Source organism: Devosia sp. ZB163 (genome assembly GCF_028613635.1).
Lineage (GTDB): Bacteria > Pseudomonadota > Alphaproteobacteria > Rhizobiales > Devosiaceae > Devosia_A.
This window is the reverse complement of record NZ_JAQRMY010000002.1, coordinates 41,973-64,152: the sequence shown is the minus strand read 5'-3', so window position 1 is coordinate 64,152 and position 22,180 is coordinate 41,973. Positions and strand designations below refer to the sequence as shown.

The window sequence follows — 22,180 nt, the reverse complement described above, 5'->3', positions numbered from 1 at the left end:
GACTACTGACAGGAGGAAAAAACAGATGAACCTACTCAACCTCAGGATGGCGGCTCTCGCAGCCGGCATCGCAATCCCGATGGCCGCCGTTCCCGCCATGGCGCAGGACATCCGCATGGCGATCTGGAGCGCCAACGAGGCGCACCTGGCGCTCTTCAACGAGATCGCCGCCGCCTACAAGGCCCAGCATCCGGACGTGAACGTCACCTTCGACTCGCTGCCCTTCGACGGCTACACCACGACGCTGACCACGCAGATCGCCGGCGGCAACGCCCCCGACCTCGCCTGGATCCTCGAGACCACGGCGGGCGACTTCGTCAGCTCCGGCGCGCTCTCCCCGCTCAAGGCAACCTTCGAAGGCGTCGAGGGCTACGACCTCGCCGACGTGACCCAGAGCGCTCTCGCCCTGTGGTCGGCCGACAACGAGATCTACGCCTATCCGTTCTCGACCTCGCCCTTCGGCGTGTTCGCCAACAACGACCTCATCAAGGCCGCCGGGCAGAAGACCCCGGCCGAGCTGATCGCCGCCGGCGAGTGGAACTGGGACAATGCCAATGCCATCAACACGGCCGTCGCCGCGTCCGGCAAGCAGGGCCTGATCGTCCGCGATTTCGACTACAAGGTGTGGGACAACCTCGCCACCATCTGGAACGGCTGGGGCGCCTCGCCCTGGAGCGCCGACGGCAAGACCTGCACGTTCACCGAGCAGCCCATGGTTGATGCGATGAGCTTCATCCACAAGGCCGTCTTCACCGACAAGTCGATCCCCGGCCCCGGCGTCACCGCCGACTTCTTCGCCGGCGATGCGGCCATGACCATCACGCAGATTTCCCGCGCTTCGCTCCTCCCCAAGGAGAATGGCTTCGCCTGGGATCTCGTGCCGCTGCCGTCCGGCCCCGCCGGTGAGTACGCGGTGATCGGCCAGGCCGGCATCGGCGTCTTCGCCTCGGGCAAGAACCCGGCCGTCGCCTCCGACTTCCTCGCCTTCTTCACCAATCCGGAGAATGCCAAGAAGCTCGCCAAGTTCTTCCCGCCGCCGCGCGCGAGTCTCCTCAACGCCGAAGTCCTCGGCGCCGCCAACCCGCTGCTCTCCCCCGAGCAGATCGAGAACGTGGTGATCAAGGGCATCTCGACCGGCGTCGTGAAGCCCGGCCATGCCGGTTTCGCCGAAATCCAGCAGACCGCCCGCGCCGCCCTCGACGCCCTCTGGGTGCCCGATGCGGACGTCCCGGCCGTGCTGAAATCGGTCTGCGACCGCATCCAGCCGATGCTGTGACGATCTGGGGGTGGGCCGGCCAATGTGGCCCACCCCTCACCCGTCTCGCGCTCACGCGCGATCCACCCTCTCCCCGACGGGGAGAGGAATGGTGCCCTTCACCGGTGCCGGTGGATTCTTCTCCCCGTCGGGGAGAAGGTGGCCCGAAGGGCCGGATGAGGGGCGTATGCTCCGAATGTCGAGAAAGCTGTACCTATGACCCTCGCTGCCCCTCCCACCGCTGACCGATCGCGCAAGCGGCCGTTCTGGACCATGGAGCGGCGCGACAGCGTGGCGGGCTACCTGTTCATCGCCCCGCAGCTCATCGGCATCATCCTCTTCGTCCTGATCCCGCTGGGGCTCGTCGTCTGGTACTCGCTGCACGAGTGGAACGTGCTGGCCGGCACCTTCCGCTTCGTCGGCGACGCCAACTACCAGAAGCTCGCCGCCGATCCCGCGCTCCCCGAAGTGCTGACCGCCACCGCCATCTTCTCGGCCGGCCTCGTGGTCTTCAACCTCACCCTCGCCCTGTTGCTCGCGATCCTCGTGAACCAGAAGCTGAGGGGCATCACGGTCTTCCGCACCATCTTCTTCTCGCCGGTAGTCGTCTCGCTCGTCGCCTGGACCATCGTCTGGAGCTTCCTGTTGCAGGCCAATGGCGGCATCAACGGGCTGCTGCAGGTCATCGGCATCGAGGGGCCGAACTGGCTGCGCTCCCCACCAACCGCGATGCTCTCTGTCATCGTCGTGCAGGTGTTCAAGAATGTCGGCCTCAACATGGTGCTGTTCCTCGCCGCCCTCCAGGGCGTGCCGCGCGAGCTCTACGAGGCCGCCCGCGTCGATGGCGCCAGCCGCTGGACGCAGTTCCATTCGATCACCGTGCCGCTGATCTCGCCCACGATCCTCCTGACCACGATCATCACCATCGTCGGCTCGCTCCAGGTCTTCGCGCAGATCGCGGTGCTCACCCAGGGCGGGCCGGGGATGTCGACGACGGTGCTCGTCTACTACCTCTACCAGCAGGCCTTCCAGTTCCACCGCTTCGGCTACGGCGCCACCATCTCGATCCTGCTGTTCGTGATCGTCGCAGTGCTCACCTTCGCGCAGTGGCAGATGCGCAAACGGATCGTCTTCTATGAAAACTGAGCTCTCACCCCGCGCCCGCGTCGCGCTCTACGGCCTGCTCTGCGTGCTCGCCATCCCCTTCGTCTTTCCGACCTGGTGGATGGTGACGAGCTCGGTCAAGCCGATCTCGGATATCTTCGCGTTCCCGCCCGAGCTGATCCCATCGCGCTTCGACTGGTCGACCTATTCCGAGGTGTTCCGGCTGCAGCCCTTCGCGCAGCAATACTGGAACTCCTGCTACATCGCGTTGATCGTCACGGTGGGCACGATGGCGGTCTCCTCGCTCGCCGGCTACGCCTTCGCGCGGATCAAGTTCCCGGGCGCGAACCTCATCTTCATGGTCGTGCTGCTCGGGCTCCTGATCCCGTCGGAAGTCACCATCGTGCCGCTGTTCCAGATGTTCCTCAAATGGGGGCTGGTGAACACGCACTGGCCGCTGATCCTCGTGCCGATCTTCGGCGCGCCGAGCGTCTTCGCCACCTTCGTCATGCGCCAGTTCTTCATCGCGCTGCCGGTGGAGCTGGAAGAGGCCGCCCGCGTCGATGGCCTCAGCCGCTTCGGCATCTTCTGGCAGATCGCGCTGCCGCTGGCGAAGCCGGCGCTGGCAGCGGTCGCCATCTTCACCTTCCTCCATTCGTGGAATCTCTACCTCGAGCCGATCGTGTTCCTCACCACCCCCGGCAATTTCACCCTGCCGCAGGCGCTGACCCAGTATGTCGACGCATACCAGGGGCCGATGTGGAACATCCAGCTCGCCGCCGCGACGCTCACCGCCCTGCCGGTGCTGGTCGTCTTCATCTTCGCGCAGCGCCAGTTCATCGAAGGCCTCGCACACACCGGACTGAAGGGCTGACCCCCGATGCGCGAGCGCATCGCCCTGTCCATAGCTTGTTGAAAGGCCCAACATGATCGAAGCTGCAATGATCGGCGGGCAGCTGCCCGTGCTGGTGTCGCTCGGCCGGCACGACCTCGACCTCGCCAAGGCGGCGGTGGATGCCGGCGTCTTCGGCCTCAAGTTCCACCTCAACGCCTATCACCGCGCCAGCGGCAGCACGTTCGGGACCTTCGCCGAGGAGCGCCCGTTCATCGAAGCGCTGGCCAAGCTCGGCAAACCCATGCTGGTCATGAGCGGACAGGAAACCCAGCCGAGCCTCGATGAGCTCGAAGCGCTCGCCGACTACGGCGTCGAAGGCTGGAACATCTATCTGAAGCACGTGCAGCCGCACATGCTGCAATCGCGGCTGAAGCCCATCCTCGCGCTCGACAGCGAGAGCGGGCAATCCGACATCGACGCCATCCGCGCCATCCCCGGCGCCATGGTCGAAGCCTCGATCGGGCGCTTTGCCGAATACGGCCAGCCGCTCAACGACGCCGACCTCGCCCGCTTCGCCGAAATCGTGCGCATGTCCGGCCGCCCGGTGATCGCGCCGAGCCAGAAGAAGTTCACGCCCGCCGACGTGCCCGGCCTCCGGCAGGCCGGCATCGGCGCCATTCTCCTGGGTGCCGTCGTCACCGGCCTAGACGCCGCGAGCCTGTCGCGCGCCGTCGCCCCCATCGTCGAAGCGACCACGCGCTGACCAGACCGAAGTCCGCCCAGCGCGCGGCAGGTCGGCCTACTTGCTCGCCTTGCTCAGCTCGATGGCCTTGCGCCGGGCGATGTCGAGATACTCGGTCGGCACGGCATTGCTCGGCTGCCAGATGATCTCGCGCAGCGCGTCGACCGGCAGCTTGGGGTTGCGGTGCTCGTCGTAGAGCCCGTTCTTTTCCTGCTGCGTGTCGGTGATCTGCGTGTAGCAGAAGCCCGACAGTTCCGGGCTCGCGTAGATCGCCGAGAACAGGTCGCGCAGGATGCCGAGATACTCCTCCTCGCTGCCGACGGTCGCATAGCCCATCCAGTTCTGGCCCGCCGCGGGGTGGAACGAGATCCCGCCGAACTCGGTCAGCATCACCGGCTGGTCGCGATCGTCTTCGAACAGGCGCTGCCGCTTGCGATTGGGCTTGAACGTCCCGAGCGTCGCCTCGATCGCCTCCTTGCTGCCGAAGCGATCGGTCAGCTGGCTGCCATGCTGGGTGTAGTCGTGCACGCCGATGATATCGGAGAACGTGTGCTCCCAGCCCTCGTTCGAGATCACCGGGCGGGTCGGATCGAGCGCCTTGGTGAGGAAGTAGAGCGAGGAGGCATAGGCCTGCTGCGCCGGGTTGCGGGCAATATCCTCGACGCCCCAGCTCTCGTTGATCGGCACCCAGGTGACGATAGAGGGGTTCGAGCGGTCGCGATCGACCGCGCTCAGCCACTCGCGCGTCAGCCGCTCCACCGCCGAAGCGTTGAACTCATAGGCATTCGCCATCTCGCCCCAGACCAGGAGGCCCAGGTGGTCGGCCCAATAGAGGAAGCGCGGGTCCTCGATCTTCTGGTGGATGCGGCAGGCGTTGAAGCCCAGCGCCTTGATCAGTTCGACCTCGCGCCGGAGCGCATCGGCACTCGGCGCCGCCAGATGCGACTGCGGCCAGAACCCCTGCTCGAGCACCGAGCGGACGAAATACGGCTTGTCGTTGAGCAGGAACCGCCCCTCGCCGATGCCGACGCTGCGCAGTCCGAAATAGCTCTGCACCGTATCGATCTGGTCGCCGCTCTCGGACAGCAGCACCGCCGCGACGGTGATGATGTTGGGGTTCTCCGGCGACCAGTAGAGGTCGCCGCGCCGCTGGCCGTTCTTGGCCCGCGGAATGGTGATGGTGCTCTCGGCATTGTCGCCGCCGACGAACACCTGCTGCACGGCCAGCAGTTCGTCGCCCTTGCGCAGGGTCACCGACAGCCAACCCTGGTGGCCATGGTTGAGACGTGCCTCGACCGTCACCGCATTGCGGGTGAGGTCCGGCGTCAGGTGGAAGCTCGTGAGGTAGGTCGCAGGGACCGGCTCGAGCCAGACCGGCTGCCAGATGCCCGTGGTGCGGTCATACCAGATGGCGTGCGGGGTCGGCTCCCAGTCCTGCTTGCCGCGCGGCATGGTGCCGTCGAGCGGCCGGTCCTCGGCGCGGACCACGACGACCTGCTCGCCCTCGCCCAGCGCCGTGGTGATATCGGCCGAGAAGGGCGTGTGCCCGCCCTCATGGGTCGCGACCAGCTGCCCATTCACCCACACCCGGGCGCTGTAGTCGACGGCGCCGAAATGGAGGATCAGCCTCTCGCCCTCCTCCTGCACCGCCGGGAAGGTCCGGCGATACCAGACGACCGGGTGGTAGCCCTTGTCGTTGATCCCGGAGAGCTCGCTCTCGGGCGGAAACGGCACCTGGATCTGCCGGTCGAACTTCTCCGGCTGCTCGAACCAGCGGCCGTCGAGCCCCAAATTGTCGTCGTCATAGGCAAAGTCCCACGTGCCGCAGAGGTCGAACCAGCGCTGGCGGGTGAGCCGCGGACGGGGATGGAGGGTATCGGTCATTGAAGTAACCCGGTTGTTTCGACCGACCTTCATAAGAAGAGTCGCGGCGAAGTGCGCGGAAGATTTGGCCCGGTACAACAGGTGCTGCCGCGGCCACTCATGAGAAATGCTCACAAGCCTTTGCGAACCACGCCGCGTTGTCGCATACCGGGCGAGCCGCTACGCTGATGTCTGAAGGGCAGTTGCCCTGCCCCGTGACCCCAGTGGAAACTGCAATGACTGCTCCTGCTGCCGGGACGAGCACCCATCGCGGCGTCTGGCTGACGGCCCTGCTCAGCCTGCTCCTCGGCTTCGCCTCCATCTCCACCGATCTCTACCTGCCCGCCCTGCCCAGCATGGGCGCAAGCCTCGGAGCCAGCCAGGGCCAGCTCGAGCTCACGGTCTCCGGGTACCTGCTCGGCTTCAGCCTCGGGCAGCTGTTCTGGGGCCCCGTCAGCGACCTCTACGGTCGCAAGGCGCCGCTGCTGATGGGCATCGCCATCTTCGTCATCGGAGCGGCCGGCTGCGCGCTGGCCACAGGCCCGTTAGAGCTCATCGGCTGGCGTATCGTGCAGGCGCTCGGCGCCAGCGCCGCGGTCGTCCTCGGCCGCGCCATGGTGCGCGATCTGTTCGAGCGGGACGAGGCCGCCCGAGTGCTCTCGACCCTGATGATGATCATGGGCATCGCGCCACTGCTGGGGCCGTCCATCGGGGCGCAGATCCTCGCCGTCTCGTCCTGGCACCACATCTTCTGGACGCTGGTTGCCATTGGCCTCTTCACCATGGTCGGCGTTTCCCGCACGGCGGAGTCCCTGCCCGCGTCCCGCCGATCGCACGCCACGCTCCGCGCCGCCTTCGGGGTCTATGGCGAGCACCTGCGCAACACGAGGCTGATGGCCTACGCCGCCGTGCTCGGGTGCTTCGCGGCCGGCGTCTTCGCCTATGTCGCCGGGTCGTCCTTCGTCTTCATCGAGTACTATTCCCTCCCGCCCGAAGCCTACGGCCTCGTCTTCGCCGCCGGCATCGTCGGCATCATGCTGGCCAACGCCGCCAACCGCAGGCTGGTCAACCGCGTCGGCAGCGACCGCATGATGCTCATCGGAACCGTGATCGGCTTTGCGGCGGCGCTGGTCATCCTGCTGCAGGTGGCCACCGGCTGGGGCGGCGTCTTCGGTTTTGGCGCCGGCCTCTTCGTCTTCGTCGCCATGAACGGGCTCGTCGGCGCCAACGCCATCGCCGGTGGCCTCTCGAGTGTCGGCCACGGCGCCGGCTCCGCCTCGGCGCTGCTCGGCTTCGCCCAGTACGGCGGCGGCATGGTCGGCTCAGCCCTCGTCGGCGCCTTCGCCGACGGCACGCCCATGCCCATGGTCGTCATCATCGCCGCCGGCACCCTCTGCGCCATCGGCTTCGTGCTGATCGTCGCGAGGCGCAGGCACTAGCCGCCCTCCCCTCTGTGGTGTTCGGCGAGTTCTCGACTCCTTCGCCTCCCTCCCCCTTGAGGGGAGGGATCGAGGGAGGGGGTGGTCCGGCGATCACCGACAGACCCCCACCCCGACCCCTCCCCTCAAGGGGGAGGGGAGCGAGAGTTCGGTGGCTCCCAGCCGGCTAGCACCAGCCGCCGCCGTCCCCTCGGTGGCGTTCGGCCAGTTCTCGGCTCCTTCGCCTCCCTCCCCCTTGAGGGGAGGGACCGAGGGAGGGGGTCGTGCCGTGATCACCGACAGACCCCCACCCCCAACCCCTCCCCTCAAGGGGGAGGGGAGCGAGAGTTCGGGTGGCTCCCAATCGCACTGGGTCGCCACCGGTCCGCCGGTGCCGCAACAGTCCGACGCCTGCCGCTTGCATCCTAAACGACTCTGTTTATAAACTACCCCGCGTAGGAGCCACCGATGTCCGACGCCCTTGGCACCGTCCTTGCCGCGCTTTCCGATGCCACACGGCGGTCCGTGGTGGAGCGGTTGCTGCGCGGCCCGGCGACCCCGGGCGAGCTGGCGAAGGATGTGACGATCACCGCGCAGGGCCTGTCGCGGCACCTCGCCGTGCTCGAAGGGGCGGGGCTGATCTATCGCACACGGGAGGGCCAGCGGCGCCCCTGCCACCTCGATCCGGCGGGCCTGCGCATCGCCGCCAGCTGGATCGACCAGAACCGGGCCGTCTGGGAGGCGCGCTTCGAACGGCTGGAAAAGCACGTCGCCAACAAGAGGGAGAAGAAGAGTGATTGATTTCGGCGGCGAGGATCTCGTCCTCGTCAAGGAGTTCCGGGCGTCCCCGTCCGAGCTCTACCGTGCCTGGAGCGACGCTGAGGAACTGGCCGGCTGGATGGGCCCGCCCGGCGTCGATGTCCACCTGGTCGAAGTCGACCTCCGGCCCGGCGGCGCCTATCGCATCTCGATGCGCTTTCCCGAGGGCGTCGAGTACAGCTGGGGCGGCCGCTACCTCGAGCTCAACCCGCCGACCCGCCTCGCCTTCACCGTCGAGTTCTGGGGCGAAGACGGCAAACTCAATCGCGAGAACCCGACGCAGATCACCGTCAGCTTCGAGGCCGTCGGCGACAGGACCCGCATGACCTTCCGCCAGTCCCCGTTCCCGCCGGGCGTCGACCGCGAGGGCCATGCCGACGGCTGGATCGCGGCCTTCGAGAAGCTGGCCGCCTTCCTCGAGGCCGCGGGTCCGATCAGCGCCTAGGCCACCCGCCGCATCGGTGCGTCCTCGTCCGACACGGTGAACACGTCAACCACCATGTCGAGCTCGGCGGCCTGCTGCTCGGTCTGCTCGATGGCGCCGTTGATCTGTTCGACCAGCGCCGCGTTGTGCTGGGTCATCTCGTCCATCTGGCGCACGGCCACGGTGACCTCGGCGATGCTCTCGGCCTGCGAGGCGCTGGCCGTCGCGATCTGCTCCATCAGCACTTCGTTGTCGCGCACCGAGCTCAGGATGGCGCCGAGCTTCTGCGCCGCTTCGGCGACGAGCGCGGTGCCGTCGCGCACGTCGTTGCCGCTCTGCTCGATCAGCGCCTTGATGTCGGCCGATGCGATCGCCGCGCTCTGGGCGAGGCGCCGCACTTCGACGGCAACCACGGCGAAGCCCTTGCCGGCTTCCCCTGCCCGCGCCGCCTCGACCGAGGCATTGAGGGCGAGGAGGTTGGTCTGGAAGGCGATGTCGTCGATGAGCCCGATGATCTTGCCGATCTTGTCCGACGAGGCGGTGATGCGTTCCATCGCCTCGTTGGCGCGCGCCATCTTGCCGGTGCCGGCCTCGGCCGTCTCCGACATGGCGCGGGCGCTGCCGCTCGCGACCCGGGCGCTCTCGACATTGGCCGCCACCGTGGTCATCAGCTGCTCCATCGCGGCCGAAGTCTCCTCGATGGTCGCCGCCTGCTTGGTGGTGCGGTCCGACAGGTCGTTGGCGCCGGCGAGGATCTCGCCCGTCGCCGTCCGCAGCGACCCCGACGTGTCGCGCAGCTGGCGCACGATCTGCTCCAGCCGGTCGGCGACGGCGTTCGTGTCGTGCTTGATCTCGTCGAACTCGGCGTCGAACTCGGCCGAGATGCGGGCCGTGAGGTTGCCGTCGGCAAGGCTCTTCAGCGCCTCGCCGGTCAGCGTCACGGCACGGTGGATGCGCTCGGCGGCCTTGCGGTCGCGCTCGGCGGCGTCGGCGGTCAGCCGGTCGAAATAGACGGTGACGGCGAGGTCCATGTCGAGCAGCACCGCCTTCACCAGCGCGGAGAGCTTGCGCGAGAGGGCAGCGGCATCGACTTCAGCCGGCCTGGCCTTGCCGAACAGGCCCCTGGGCTTTTCCTGCGACGGGGCCAGTTCCGCGGTGAGGACGCCGGTCAGCAGGTGCTCGAGGATCAGCCCGTAGCCGCCCATGTACCAGCGCGGCTCGAGCCCGATCTTGGCGTGGCGCTCGCCCACGCGCCGGCTGGAGGCGATGTAGCCGGCGTCGAACCGTCCGGCCGCGATGGCGCCCCAGTGGCCGACCTGCTTGCCCGATGCCTGGTCCATCTGGGGCCGGCCCGAAAAGAACGCCGCCATCTCGGGGACGTCCGACAGCCTGTCGTAGAAGGCCGACAGCGCCTCAGGCAGAAGCCGCTCAACCACCGGCTGCAGCGCCCGAAGGTCGGCAAGCGCCGCTTCATCGAGGCGTACAAAATCGAGCCGCTCGCGCAGCGCGGTGATATCGTTGTCAGCGTTGGTCAAGACCAGTCCCCGGGATCGCGCGCCGCAGCCTCCTGGCCACCGCAAATAGGCGCGGTCCAAGGCTTAGCCGCTGCATGCTTAACGAACCCTCACCCCTTGCTGCGATAGCCGGGCGCAGCCCCGCTAGCCAGTCGCCTCCACCTCCACCTTCCTGCCGGAAGGGCCGATGCCGAACACGAACCGCCCGTAGAACCAGCTCACCGCCAGCAGGGCGATGCCCATCCCAAGGAACGATCCGACGCGCCACAGGCCCTCGAGGCCGCTGACGTCGTAGAGGAACACCTTGCCGATGGTCGCCAGCACCACCACGAGTGAACCTCCGCGCAAGGCGAGGCTCGAGAACGCCACCCCGCCCAACAGCAACGCGAAGCCATAGACCAGCATCCCACCCGAATAGAGATAGAGCTCGATCTGCGCGGGGACGAGGCCGGGACCCTGGAGCGTCGGTCCGTGGATGGCCTGACGGATCAGCACGAGGATCGTGACCAGCCCGCCGAGCCCGCCGAAAGCGGCGAGAGCGCGCGCGAACTGCAGCGAGCCCTGCCGTCGCGCCACGTACGCGGTGGCGAGCAGCAGCGCCGTCGGCAGCCCGATACCGGTGAGCGCGGCGTTGAAGACGGGCAGGCCCGGCGTCTCCATCCAGGGCCAGAACCGGAACACCGGCACCATCACCGTAGCGGCCATCGCCAGCGCGACGACCACAGCCAGCCCAATGCCGGCCTGGAACAGCATGGTGCGTCCGGTTCTCGAAGCGGCGTAGATGGATGCCAGCGCCAGCAGCGCCTGCGCATTGAACCACCACGAGCCCACCACCAGCGGCTGCTCGAAGAGACCCCAAGGCGATCCCGGCACCATCAGGAAGTGCACCGCCAGCGCCAGCAACGCCACGCCGATGCCGTCCAGAACCCAGGGCAGCGTCGAGTAGGCGACCCTCGCAAATACGGTGCTCGCCGCGAGGAACAGCAGCCCCGGCAGCAACAGCAGCGTCACCGGCTGGTCCTGCACACCGGCCATCGGGACAAAGTCGAGCCAGCCCGCCAACTGGCCGCCGAACACCTGCGAGACGAGAGGCCCGACCTGTCCCAGCGCCAGCAGCGCGGCGTAGAGCGCCACATAGACCATGTGCATCTGGCGGAGCACGGGGTCACGGAACTTGAGGTAGAGCAGCGACAGCCCGAACGCCTGCAACGCCGCGACAAGGGCATAGAGCCCCGGATCCAGCACAAGCCCGAGGGCCAGCGACAGGAAGGCGCTGCCCCCCACTGCGAAACCGGCCGCCGGGCCGTAAGCGCTCGATGCCTCGTTGTGGCGCACCGCCAGCCATGCGTATCCGGCGGCGATGGCGAGGCCGATCGCGGCCCAGAGATAGGGAACATCCCGCGCGCCCAGCCACCCATCCAGCTTGACCAGCAGGATGACGAAGAGCAGCGCCGAAAGCCCGGCGAGCGCGAAGGACAGTGCTGCGCGGTCGATGCCGGCCCGGAACTGGATCGCCAGCGCCCCCAGATGGGTACCGGCCAGCAGCAGCGCGACCAGAAGAAAGGCCAGCCCGTCCGGCTGGCGCCAGCTGATCAACGTGAGAACAGCCACGGCCAGCGTCGCAACCCAGGCCGGCCGGAGGGCGACGCCATAGCGGATCACCAGCGCAGCTCCACCCAGCCCGAAAAGCACCATCGCCGCGAGGAAAGCGGTGTGGGACTCGTGCAGGTAGGTCCCGAACGCAAGACATGCCCCCGCCGCGGCGCTGGCGAGAATGACCAGCGCGGACCTTTGCTCCCGGGCACCCGCGTCGTCGCGCAACGGCGACAGCATCAGGGCGGCCGGCACCACGGCGAGCAGCAGGTAAAGCACAGCGAGCGTGACCGGGTCTGAGCTGTCGACGAGCCCGAGCGCCCACAATGCCGGCGCGACGAGCGCCGGGATGCCCTGGCCCCACCAGCCGTTCCAGCGGATGGCAAACATCGACGCCGTGAAGAGCGCGACCACATAGATCGGCACGAGGCCGCTCGAGGATCCGACCGACCAGGCAAAGAACGGCGACAGGTAGCCGCCTAGCAGCCCCACCACCATGACCTTCTGCCCGAACTGGGTGGAAATGCCGATGGCGGCCAGTGTCACGAGCCCTGCCCCGATCAGCGCGACGGGACCGGGGACGAGCTGGAACACGCTCGCCGCCAGGAACATCGTGCCATAGGCGACAGCGATCGCCGCCGTCGCCAGCGCCGAGGCAATCCTGTCGCCATTGGCGATCCGCCTCGCCTTGACGACCACGGCCGCCGCGAACAGGCCGGCCGCGGCAAGGCCGCAAAGCACCACACGAACCGTCGGCGTGAACAGGCCCGCACCCGCCTCGATCGCCCAGTTCACGAGGAAATAGCCGGCGATCAGCAGCATGATCGCGCCACCCCAGACAGGCAGGCGCACGCCCAGGGTCCTCTCCCAGTCGATCTCCTTTGGCTTGCTGGCGGGCGGTGGGGGCGGCGGAAGTTCGAACGCAGCTTCCTTGGCCGGCTCAGCCGCTGCCTCAGCCCCTGGCGCCGCTCGCGTCTCCGCCGGATCGGGGTGAGGCCAGGCCCGCGTGCTGACGACCGCCGGAGCCGGCTCGATCTCGGCCGGCACCACGACGAGAGTCTCGCGTACGGACGCCTTTGGTTTGGCCCTCGCTCTCGGCTTGGCGGCCGCGTCCTGAGCGTCCTCGATCTCCCCCAGGCGCGTCCTGAGCATGTTCAACCTGGTTTCGAGGACCTCTACCGCGCGCGCCGTCTGCCTGTGCGCGTGGAACAGGTAAGCAACGAGCCCGCCGAGGACGGCCACCAGCATCCATTCCATTCGCGGCGTATCCCCCAACCCACAGCCTTTGCTCTATCTGGCACGAATGCGTGCTGGCGACCTACATCGCCCTGCTGTTCCCCTGAGGTTAGGCACAATAAAAAGCCCGCGTCGGCGGAGACGCGGGCTTCGGAGTTCGGCAGTCTTGGGGCTGCCTATTCGGGCAGCCTAGATACGGCTGAAATTCATGGTCTTGCAGAACATGGCCTGGCAGCCGTTCAGCTTGAGCGAGTTGCTGCCGGTCATGGTCAGCGTGCCGGAGAAGGTGTCGCCGGCATAGGAGACCTTGCCCTTCCACTGGTTGTCGGAAGCCGGCTGGGCGCCGTTTACGACATTGCGGTTCAAGTAGGCGAGGTTCTCTTCGGTCTTGGCGTCGTCGCGCAGCCAGACGAGCTTGGCGCAGAGCTGACCGCCCTTGCCGCAGTAGCTGACCTTGTAGCGGCTTTCGCCGGTGGTGGTTTGCCAGGTGCCGGTGGGATCAGCGGCGATGGCGTAAACGGGCGCCGTGGCGAGCACTGTGGCCAGCACAGCAGCGGCGAGCTTGGTCGCGAGGTGCATTGTCATGCGTCTCCGAAGTATCGGTTTGTCTCTGGTCGGTAGTGCACCCGACCATGTGGTGCGGGTCTGTTGACGCCGATAGATGGAGACTTTGGCTGAATGTTGAATAGCCGAGCCGTTAATCTTTCATTCATGTTTGTGACAGACTGGGGCCTTGATATGGCAACGCTGTTGACACGCTTTGCAGCGCAATGTTCAGCGGGCGTTAACCCTGCCACATTCAGGGGCCAACTCGCCGGCAGACGGCGGATAACCTTGTCATCACGAAGTCGTGAACAAGGGCAGAATGGGCTACTGGGAGGGTGGAGCGGCGACCGGGTACTGGATCCGGAACCCGGCCGAATTGTCGTAGAGCACCGGCCATTCGTTGCAGCGCCGGGCCTCGGCGCTGTCGATGTTGCGGTTCGGAACCGCCACCTTTTCCTGGAACGCCAGGCGCTCCTTGAAGGCCGCGACGATGCGCGTGGTCTGCGCGACATCCGTCTCGTCGACGATGTCCTCTTCCACGTAGTCGAGCAGCTTCTGCATGTTGGCGTAGTTCGAGCGCATGGCCCAGGGCGCCACCACCGAGGCGACCGACAGCAGGTTCGCCCGGCCGTTCTTGCCGCCCTCGGTCGTCGTCAGCTGTGGGTCTGCGAGATGGTCCATCACCACGCAGACCGTCGAATTGTCGACGATGTTGGAGAGCAGCATCGTCGAGTTCACCCGCGTGGCGTAGTCGCCGCTCCGGGCCCCGAAGGACAACAGCGACGCGATCTCGGTCGTATCCAGCGCGCGCATCTGGTCGATCGCCGGCACGCCTTTGGCCGAGATCAGCTTGCCGAGCGCCGCCGTGGCCCGGTTGAGCTTGTCGCGCTCGGTCTCCACCAGCTCGGCCTTGGCGCCCTGCTTGGCGAGATCGCCGAGCACGCCCATCAGGCACGGCACGGACGTGTCCATGTCGGCGAGCAGTTCGTCCGGAACGGCGCCCGGCGTCTTCGTCGCCTCGGTGAAGGGCGCGCAGGCATCCTTGCTCCCCATCGCCTGTCCCATGGCCGGTGGGACGGCAAGCGCAATCCAGAGCAGACCCAGCAGCAGACCCGTCCTCATTGTGCCCCCACGGTAACCGGCGGCGGCAGCGGACCGCTTCCCGCCTGCGATTCATCGAGCTGGCCGACGTCCGGCCTCACCGCCTCGCGGATCGACACCCGCATGATCTGCTTGCGGTAGACCGGGAAGTCGTAGCCGCCGTCGGCATTGCGGATCACTTCCTTGGCGGGGATCTGGATGGTGAACGGCGCCGGCAGCTGCTCCAGCTGGCTCAGCCCCGGCTTGATCCGGTAGAGCCAGGCCGTGCCGCTGATCTCGACGTCCTGCGTGCTGAGGAAGTACGGCACGTAGACCTCGATCTGCCCGCCGCGCGTCAGCGCCGGCACCATCTCGCCGTTGACGTTGGCGAGGGCGACGTAGTTGCTGAGGTCGGCGAAGTTCTCGTCGTCCGATTTCACGAGGTAGCGGAAGTAGCGCTTCTCGATCTGGAACGCGGTCTTGATCTGGTCGGCGAAGTAGAGAATGCCCGCCCCGACGCAAAAGGCGAGGATGCCTGCCCCACCGGCGATCGCCACCTTGTACTTGGCGCTCTCGGCCTCCGAGCTGAACTGGCCCGCGCCCTGCGTGCCCGTGCCGTAGAGCAGGATGGCGATGCCGATGACGACGAGCACGAAGCTGAACGAGCTGTGGGTGTCCCCCATGGTGTAGTACGCGGCGGAGAGGATCACCGCGCCGACCACCATGAAGAACACGCCGCTCGAAAAGACCCGGGCCAGCCAGCCCAGAACACGCTCGATACGCTCCACCGCCCTGCACTCCGACGTCCCCGGGCCATCCTAGGCCAGGCGAGCGACCGAGCCACGCTGTCACGATCACGTACGGGAATGTCCTGATGGCTTCGCGCCCTCGGCGACCGGCGCCGGCCGCTTATGGACACCGAAAGTCAAACCGACTATGGACGCCATGTCGCCCAGGAGCGGCAGGGCATTGCGGACGACCGCAGTGCGGGCATATCAAACGGGGACGGCCCCCATGAGGTATGGCCTTGTCTGTCCCGACCCCTGGTAGCAGCCTTCTCAAGACGCACTTACCGGCCTCGACGATCAGCAAGCTGATCGTGTCGTGGCTCGTCGTCGCCGTTTTCATGGTCGGCGGCCCGACCTGGCTGCACGCCCCGATCGCCCCCGTTGTCGCGGTGGTCTGCTTCGTGGTGATCTTCGCCACGATCCTCCTCGCCGCCTTCGGCGTGGTGCGCGAGGCCGACTACCTGGCGCACCAGCTTGGCGAGCCCTACGGCACGCTGATCCTCACGCTCGCGATCGTCTCCATCGAAGTCATCCTGATCGCCGCGGTCCTGCTGGGTCCGGGGGAGAACCCGACCATCGGCCGCGACTCGATCTTCGCGGTGATGATGATCATCCTCAACCTCGTCACGGGCATCTGCCTGCTGCTGGGCGGCCGGCGTTACGGCGAGCAGGACTACAACTTCCAGGGCGCCATCGCCTACGTGGCGATGACGCTCGTTCTCGCAGGCATCGGGCTCATCCTGCCCAACACGCTGAGCACCGGCGACGGCACGTTCTGGCCGGCGCAGGCCGTGGCCTTCGCCATCCTGACGATCATTCTCTACGGCGCTTTCCTCCTCATGCAGACGCGCGGCTACAGCCGGTTCTTCGTCCAGCCTGAACTGGGATCGCTGACGATCCCGATGCGGGCGCGCGAGATGCCGCCGCAGGCGGCCGAGAAGCCCCCGGTCGACCTGCGCGGCGTGATCATTCACTCGGTGCTGCTGGTGGCGCTCATGCTGCCGATCGTGCTGCTGGCCCACGATCTCGCGCTGGTCATCGATTTCGGCATCGCCGCGGTCGGCGCACCGGTCGCCCTGGGTGGCGTGGTGATCGCCATCATCGTGTTCACGCCGGAATCGATCACGGCCGTGAAGGCCGCGATGCAGAACCAGCTCCAGCGCTCGATCAACCTGTGCCTCGGGGCATTCGTGTCAACGGTCGGCCTGACCGTGCCGGCGGTCCTTATCGTTGGCCTCGTCACCGGCAAGACCGTCGTCATGGGCGTATCGCCCACGGAGACAGTCCTGCTGCTCCTCACGATCGGGCTTACTACACTGACCTTCCTCGGGCAGCGTGCGTCCGCCCTGCACGGCGCCCTCCACCTTACGATGTTCGCCGTCTTCGGCGTGCTGCTGTTCGTCACCTGATCGATCGCCTGCCGCCAGGACGACCTGGCGGCGCAGGGCCCACGGGGACGACCCCAGTAACCGTGGACCTCTGCGATGTCGAAAGTGTACGAGCTTGCCCTGGTCGGCGCCCTCGTCGGCTACATCGGCTCGACCGTTCTCATTGAATACGCCCGGCTCGATCCGACCACGGCCGGCCTGACCGTCGGCTTCGTGCCCTCGATCGTCGGCCTGATCGTCGCGGGCGTCGTCATCCACCTCCAGAAATAACCAGCAAGAAGGGAGCCAGCATGGCCGACCCCATCCACCAGTTCGTCATCGAACCGATCTTTCCATTGCCGCTCCTTGCCGGGCAGGACCTGAGCTTCAGCAACGCGTCCGCCTACATGGTGCTGACCGTCGCCGCGGCGGCGGGGTTCATGGTGTTCGCCGGGCGGAAGCGGCAGGTGGTTCCGGACCGGCTCCAGCTCGTGGCCGAGATGGCCTACGAGGGCATCGAACGGCTCGTCGTCTCGGCGATCGGACGGGAGGGCATGCCGTTCTTCCCGCTGGTCTTCTCGCTGTTCAGCTTCATTCTCGTCGCGAACATGATCGGCATGTTCCCCTTCGCCTTCACGGTGACGGCCCAGATCATCGTGACCGGCGCGCTCGCGATGCTCGTCTTCGGGGTCGTCACCGTCTACGGCGTCTGGAAGCACGGCTTCAAATTCCTCAAGCTGTTCGCGCCGGGCGGCATCCCGCCCTACCTCCTCCCGATCATCGTACCGATCGAGGTCATCTCTTACCTCTCCCGCCCGATCAGCCATTCGGTGCGACTATTCGCGGTCATGTTGGCCGGCCATATCACCCTGAAGGTCTTTGCCGGGTTCATCGTGGACCTGAGCGGGCTCGGTCCTCTCGGCATGGTCGCGACAGTGTTCCCGCTGTTCATGGTCGTGGCCATCACCGCGCTCGAGGTGCTGATGGCGGCGATCCAGGCCTATGTCTTCGCCATGCTGACCTGCATGTACCTGAACGATGCCCTGCATCCGGCTCACTGACGGCTTCGATGCGGCGTCCGTTTCCGACATACCCGGAGCCGCGCGCCGCATCGGTGCAGTTCGTGGCCGAGACCGGAATGCTGACGGTCGTGCTGAAGGATGGCGACACGCTCGCCTTCAAGGCCCGCGATCGGGTTGAGCTGGCATCGATGACCGACGCCGAACTGGCGTCGGTCACGACCGATCGCATCGGTTTCTACATCGAGTGGCCCGCGTCCAACGTGTCGCTCTACGTACCCGCGCTGGTCACCCTGAATCAGACCACGTCGCGGTGAGGTACCTCGGCCCTGCCCTGTTGAGGCGCCGAGGTACCGCTAATCCGCCCGCGCTTTCCCGCCGCGTTCCCAGTTAGCGGTTGTCCGCCGCCCGGCACGCGCTAAAGTCCGGGTCTCAGCCACACGGGGGACCGGACCAGTGCAAAGCGCGGGAGCGACCAGGACGAAGCATCGGATCTATTCAATCAGCTTCGCGAGCGTCTATCCCCTCTACATCGCCAAGGCGGAGAAGAAGGGGCGCACCAAGGCCGAAGTCGATGAGATCATCCACTGGCTGACCGGACACAGCCAGGAAACGCTCGGCGATGAGCTGGCGAAATCCACTACGCTCGAGGACTTCTTCGCCGGCGCGCCCCGGCTCAATCCGGCACGTTCGCTGATTACAGGAGTGGTCTGCGGCGTTCGCGTGCAGGACATCGAGGAGCCCACCATGCGGGAGATCCGCTACCTCGACAAACTGATCGACGAGCTCGCCAAGGGCAAGGCGATGGAGAATATCCTGCGCGCCTGAGCGGCCCGAACACGCCGCACGGCCCTCCCCCACCGAACACTAAAGATTTCGCCGGGCCTTCATCGGCTTGACGACTGTATATCTCTCACAGACACTCGATTTTCTCGCCGACCATTGGCGCAGGGTCTGTCTTCGTTGAATGCGAAAATAGCATTACTGGCGAGCTCTTCATCGGGGAGATGCAGGGCTGAGGGGGCACCATGGCAATGACACCGAAGGAAGCGTCGCAGGCTTACGTTCAGAACACGATCGTGGGCGTAGTAAGTGGCGCGCTGGCGGGTGCTGCGGGCGGAGCCGTCGCCGGGCCGCTGGGTGCGGCGGCCGGCGGCATCCTGGGAGGCGCGCTTGGCGGAGCCGGCGGATTGATCGGCACCAATATCTACATCGGTGCGCAGGGCGGCGTGTCGGCAAGCCCGGGCCAGGCGGCTGATCAGGCCAAGGGGGCAGATCAGGGTCAGGGGGCTGACCAGAGCCAGGGGGCTGACCAGAGCCAGGGGGCAGACCAGAGTCAGGGGCCTGACCAGGGTCAGGAGGCCGATCGGGGTCAGGAGGCCGACCACGGCCAGGAGGCCGATCAGGGTCAGGGGGCCGATCAGGGCCAAGACGTCGACCAGGGCCAGGGGCCCGACCAGAGCCAGGGAGCCGACCAGGGTCAGGAGGCCGACCAGGGACAGGAGGCCGACCAGGGCGAAGAGGCTGACCAAGGCCAGGGGGCAGATCAGGGCCAGGACGAAGGCCAGGATCAGGGACAGGGCCTGGGATACTGAGATGGAACGCTGGCTTCACCGCTTCAGGCATCCGCTCTTCGTCAACGGGATCATCATCAGCCTGCTGCTGACCTTCGGCTGCATACTGATCGTGATCGGCGCGCTCAGCACGTGGTCCTACGCCTTCGACTACCGGGGCTACCTGGAACTCCTGCTGCTCATGCCGAACTATTCCCCGACCTGGGAACTGACCAACGGAGGGGTGCCTTCGGCGATCGCAGCCGCATTCAACCTGCTGCTCTACGGCACGCTGCTCCTCGCGCCCCTGACTTTCGGGGTCAGCCACGTGGCCAACCTGATCAGCAACCGGACCAGCCCCACAAAGCATACCATTCGCGACACGCTGGCGAGCGAGGGCATCTATTCCTACGCCTGGAGCTACGGCATCGCTGCCGCCATCGGGGTGGTCGGAACGATCGTCCTGCTTGGGGGTATGGGGGTCGTCGACGCCCTGCTGAAGGTGGCATTTCTCGCCGCCCCCACCCTGCTCGTCTGCCATTCCCTCGCGCCGAAGGGCCAGGCAGCGGAGCTGGGCAAGGCCACCTTCGTGCTCAATTCCGCGGCCGATACCGGGCCGAGCCATCCGATCCTCCTCGGCCACGACCTGGCCGGCAAGCCGATCAACTACCGGGGCGAGCAGCATCTGCTCACCGTGGGCGCCACACGTTCCGGCAAGGGTGTCGGCGCCGTCATACCCAACAGCGCCCGGTACCGGGGTTCGCTGCTGGCCATCGATCCCAAGGGAGAGGCTCTCGCAGTCAGCCGGCGGGGCACGGCAGGCGATCGAACCATCGTCCACTTCGCCCCCCTCTCGCCCGACCTCGGTCCGTCGGCCAGCCTGAACCTCCTCCAGTTCGTTCGCGACGCGCAGGACCGGCATGCGGCGGCGTCTGTAGTCGCCGAGTGCATCATCCACCGCGGGGAAGACCGCTCGCAGTTCTTCTGGGAGGAAGAGGCTGCATCGCTGCTGATCGGCCTGCTCTTCCATTTCGCGGCTCAACCCGATGGGTCCCTGCGCGCCCTGCGCGACCTCGTCTTCGCGGACGAGACGGACATGCGGACGCAACTGGCAGCCTTGAGCGAAGGCGCATCGGCGACCATCAAGAACGCCTTCACCCGCTATCTGAACAAGGCGCCCAACGAGAGAAGCGGCGTCCTCACCACGCTGCGGCAGAACCTGGGTTTCCTCGATAACGAGGCCATCCTCAGTTCAATGGACGGCGAGCCCTTCAGGTTTGCCCGCATGTTCGATGCCAGGACGTCCGTGTTCATCGTCCTGCCGCCGCAGTTCCTCACCACCTACGGGCGCTGGCTTCGCCTGATCGTCGGTATCGCGCTCTTTGACCTCCTCAACTCCGGCAAGCGAGGCGGCGAGGAGGTGCTCTTCATCGTCGACGAGATGGCTGCACTGGGCCGGATGCGGGTCCTCCAGGACGCCTTCGCCCTCCTCGCCGGCTATGGCGTGCGCGTCTGGGGGATCCTGCAGGATCTGTCCCAGCTCAAGGCGACCTATGGCGATGCCTGGGAGACCTTCATCGGCAATTCCGGCGTGTTCCAGGCCTTCTCGGCGCGCGACTTTTTCACGGCTGAGTACATCTCGAAGCGCGTCGGCAACACGACAGCCCGGCCCAAGGCCTTCTCGCCCGGCGGCGAGCGGGAAGAGGTCCTTGCGTTTCCGCTGCTCGCTCCCGAGGAAGTGTCGACGCTCGAAGAAACAATCGGCATCGTCTTCGTCGCCAACAGCAGGCCGATCAAGTTCAAGAAGATCGGCTTCGGCCAGACCCTGGAAAGCGCGTAGACCGTTACGACCTGCCGAACGGTCCGCTCCTGCGAAGGCTACTCCCCACTGCCCTCGACGACACCTGAAAGGCCGGCGAGGACCGAGTGCTGTACTGGACGCGATCGTGCGGCGGCGTGCTTGAACCCAGCGTCTGCCGTCCTGGCTAGGTCCTGCTCAGTCGAGCAAGCACCGCGTCCGTCACGTCGGCGCCGAGCCGATAGGAAAACGCAGTGACACTGGAGAGGTCGTCGCTGAGCGTGCAGTCGAAGGCGAGGCCATACCACCTTTCTCCGGAGCGGAAGATCGCGCCGCTCGCTGCGACGCGCGTGCCTGTTTTCTCCGCCCTGGCATAGGCTTCCGCCATCACCACGTCGGGCGCGAAGCCTTCCCCGGCGTTGCCGACCTGGGCCAGGGCCTCAATATTGCAGGTTTGCGGCAGCCGCTTTTCGGGCGGCAGCGTTTCGATCATCGCGCGCGCCCGCGCCATGCTGGGATCACTCAGCATCGCCTTGAGATAGAAGCGTTCGGCATTGCGCAGCGCGCCCAGCTTGAGGGTCGCGACATCGGGCTGTGCCGACGCAGCAGGCGGGGCTGTTCCTTCCGCCATCTCGCCAGTGTCGGCCGTAACTGCGGAGACGGCTTCATCCGGCACGCTGGCCGGGGCAGTCAGCCCCCTCACTCTGGGGCGCGACAGCGGTATCGGGGCTACCTCTGCTGAGGTCTCCGAACCCCGCACCGGCTCCGATGCTGCGGTGGCAGCCTCGGATGCGGTCTCTGGCGCCGCCGTCCCGGATGGCATTTCGGGCGCGGATGCCTCCGCCGCCGATGGAGTTGGACCGGCTGCCTGCTCAGGCGGCGGCGGTTCCTCCGAGGTCGTCTCGGCCGGCGGCGGCGGTTCCACCGAGGTCGTCTCGGCTGGCGGCGACGTCGCCGCCGAAGCCTCCTCCTCGGGCTCCTCAACAGGCGTCGAACTGGTGCTGACCGCCTCCGGCGGCCGCACCAGCTCAACGTCGATGGCGGGCGACGGTGCGGCTTCGGCGCGGTCAGGCAGCGGCTGCCAGAGCAGAAACACCAGCACCCCTGCATGCAGCATTGCTGAGGCGATCACGGTCCAGACGATCCGCCGGTCACGCCTGAGCGGCTCGGGGGGCTGCGGCTGGGGCGGCGTGAGTTCGCTCATGGTTCACCCTTTGCCATGACGA

Annotated in this window: 21 protein-coding genes; 14 read left to right on the top strand and 7 right to left on the bottom strand. The window is 66.7% G+C overall.

The features are described from left to right. The first annotated feature begins 25 nt into the window (after positions 1-25). The 4 genes from PRN20_RS08520 to PRN20_RS08505 all read left to right on the top strand — a co-directional run bounded on the left by PRN20_RS08520 (position 26) and on the right by PRN20_RS08505 (position 3,957). Positions 26-1,276, top strand: a complete 1,251-nt coding sequence (locus PRN20_RS08520; RefSeq protein WP_273956869.1) for an ABC transporter substrate-binding protein — start codon at positions 26-28, stop codon at positions 1,274-1,276. Between the two features lie 195 nt (positions 1,277-1,471). Further along, the gene (locus PRN20_RS08515) at positions 1,472-2,401 is read left to right on the top strand and encodes a carbohydrate ABC transporter permease (RefSeq protein WP_273956868.1); all 930 of its coding nucleotides are present in this window, start codon (positions 1,472-1,474) and stop codon (positions 2,399-2,401) included. Then, positions 2,391-3,233, top strand: a complete 843-nt coding sequence (locus PRN20_RS08510; protein WP_273956866.1) for a carbohydrate ABC transporter permease — start codon at positions 2,391-2,393, stop codon at positions 3,231-3,233. The genes PRN20_RS08515 and PRN20_RS08510 overlap by 11 nt, the downstream gene beginning before the upstream one ends. A 52-nt stretch (positions 3,234-3,285) precedes the next feature. Further along, positions 3,286-3,957, top strand: a complete 672-nt coding sequence (locus tag PRN20_RS08505; RefSeq protein ID WP_273956865.1) for a hypothetical protein — start codon at positions 3,286-3,288, stop codon at positions 3,955-3,957. A 36-nt stretch (positions 3,958-3,993) separates the two neighbouring features. On the opposite strand, the gene PRN20_RS08500 is transcribed toward PRN20_RS08505, so the two are convergent. After that, on the bottom strand, positions 3,994-5,820 hold the full coding sequence (locus PRN20_RS08500) for a glycoside hydrolase family 2 protein (protein WP_273956864.1): 1,827 nt from the start codon (positions 5,818-5,820) through the stop codon (positions 3,994-3,996). A 215-nt stretch (positions 5,821-6,035) separates the two neighbouring features. Here PRN20_RS08500 and PRN20_RS08495 point away from each other — a divergent pair, with 215 nt between their 5' ends. The 3 genes from PRN20_RS08495 (at position 6,036) to PRN20_RS08485 (ending at position 8,481) form a co-directional block, all read left to right on the top strand. Continuing rightward, positions 6,036-7,238, top strand: coding sequence for a multidrug effflux MFS transporter (locus tag PRN20_RS08495; protein ID WP_273956862.1), 1,203 nt, complete (start codon positions 6,036-6,038; stop codon positions 7,236-7,238). Between the two features lie 447 nt (positions 7,239-7,685). Further along, on the top strand, positions 7,686-8,018 hold the full coding sequence (locus tag PRN20_RS08490) for an ArsR/SmtB family transcription factor (protein ID WP_273956861.1): 333 nt from the start codon (positions 7,686-7,688) through the stop codon (positions 8,016-8,018). Next, on the top strand, positions 8,011-8,481 hold the full coding sequence (locus tag PRN20_RS08485) for an SRPBCC family protein (protein ID WP_273956860.1): 471 nt from the start codon (positions 8,011-8,013) through the stop codon (positions 8,479-8,481). The genes PRN20_RS08490 and PRN20_RS08485 overlap by 8 nt, the downstream gene beginning before the upstream one ends. Here PRN20_RS08485 and PRN20_RS08480 read toward each other — a convergent pair. The 5 genes from PRN20_RS08480 to PRN20_RS08460 form a co-directional block, all read right to left on the bottom strand. Next, the gene (locus PRN20_RS08480) at positions 8,478-9,995 is read right to left on the bottom strand and encodes a methyl-accepting chemotaxis protein (protein WP_273956859.1); all 1,518 of its coding nucleotides are present in this window, start codon (positions 9,993-9,995) and stop codon (positions 8,478-8,480) included. The genes PRN20_RS08485 and PRN20_RS08480 overlap by 4 nt on opposite strands. Before the next feature lie 123 nt (positions 9,996-10,118). Beyond that, positions 10,119-12,824, bottom strand: a complete 2,706-nt coding sequence (locus PRN20_RS08475; RefSeq protein WP_273956858.1) for a DUF2339 domain-containing protein — start codon at positions 12,822-12,824, stop codon at positions 10,119-10,121. A gap of 168 nt (positions 12,825-12,992) precedes the next feature. Then, positions 12,993-13,382 (bottom strand): DUF2147 domain-containing protein, encoded by a 390-nt coding sequence (locus tag PRN20_RS08470; protein ID WP_273956857.1) that lies wholly within the window; start codon positions 13,380-13,382, stop codon positions 12,993-12,995. Positions 13,383-13,673: 291 nt separating this feature from the next. Next, entirely contained in the window at positions 13,674-14,471 is a 798-nt protein-coding gene (locus tag PRN20_RS08465) for a hypothetical protein (RefSeq protein ID WP_273956856.1), read from the bottom strand. After that, the gene (locus PRN20_RS08460) at positions 14,468-15,217 is read right to left on the bottom strand and encodes a hypothetical protein (RefSeq protein WP_273956855.1); all 750 of its coding nucleotides are present in this window, start codon (positions 15,215-15,217) and stop codon (positions 14,468-14,470) included. Before PRN20_RS08460 ends, PRN20_RS08465 begins: the two co-directional genes overlap by 4 nt. A 239-nt stretch (positions 15,218-15,456) precedes the next feature. On the opposite strand from PRN20_RS08460, the gene PRN20_RS08455 reads away from it, so the two are divergent. The 7 genes from PRN20_RS08455 to PRN20_RS08425 all read left to right on the top strand — a co-directional run bounded on the left by PRN20_RS08455 (position 15,457) and on the right by PRN20_RS08425 (position 20,996). Beyond that, on the top strand, positions 15,457-16,626 hold the full coding sequence (locus PRN20_RS08455) for a calcium:proton antiporter (protein ID WP_273956854.1): 1,170 nt from the start codon (positions 15,457-15,459) through the stop codon (positions 16,624-16,626). A gap of 75 nt (positions 16,627-16,701) precedes the next feature. Next, the gene (locus tag PRN20_RS08450; protein WP_273956853.1) at positions 16,702-16,875 is read left to right on the top strand and encodes a hypothetical protein; all 174 of its coding nucleotides are present in this window, start codon (positions 16,702-16,704) and stop codon (positions 16,873-16,875) included. 20 nt (positions 16,876-16,895) lie between these two features. Then, positions 16,896-17,645, top strand: a complete 750-nt coding sequence (locus tag PRN20_RS08445; protein WP_273956852.1) for a F0F1 ATP synthase subunit A — start codon at positions 16,896-16,898, stop codon at positions 17,643-17,645. Positions 17,646-17,653: 8 nt separating this feature from the next. Continuing rightward, a complete protein-coding gene (locus PRN20_RS08440) occupies positions 17,654-17,920 on the top strand; it encodes a DUF2442 domain-containing protein (RefSeq protein WP_273956851.1) in 267 nt (88 codons plus the stop codon). 139 nt (positions 17,921-18,059) lie between these two features. Continuing rightward, positions 18,060-18,431: a DUF2200 domain-containing protein gene (locus tag PRN20_RS08435; protein WP_273956850.1), complete on the top strand. Its 372-nt coding sequence runs from the start codon at positions 18,060-18,062 to the stop codon at positions 18,429-18,431. A gap of 200 nt (positions 18,432-18,631) precedes the next feature. Continuing rightward, on the top strand, positions 18,632-19,198 hold the full coding sequence (locus PRN20_RS08430) for a hypothetical protein (RefSeq protein ID WP_273956849.1): 567 nt from the start codon (positions 18,632-18,634) through the stop codon (positions 19,196-19,198). Position 19,199: 1 nt separating this feature from the next. Further along, the gene (locus tag PRN20_RS08425; protein WP_273956848.1) at positions 19,200-20,996 is read left to right on the top strand and encodes a type IV secretory system conjugative DNA transfer family protein; all 1,797 of its coding nucleotides are present in this window, start codon (positions 19,200-19,202) and stop codon (positions 20,994-20,996) included. 145 nt (positions 20,997-21,141) lie between these two features. On the opposite strand, the gene PRN20_RS08420 is transcribed toward PRN20_RS08425, so the two are convergent. After that, positions 21,142-22,158, bottom strand: a complete 1,017-nt coding sequence (locus tag PRN20_RS08420) for a DUF930 domain-containing protein (RefSeq protein WP_273956847.1) — start codon at positions 22,156-22,158, stop codon at positions 21,142-21,144. Positions 22,159-22,180 lie beyond the last annotated feature (22 nt).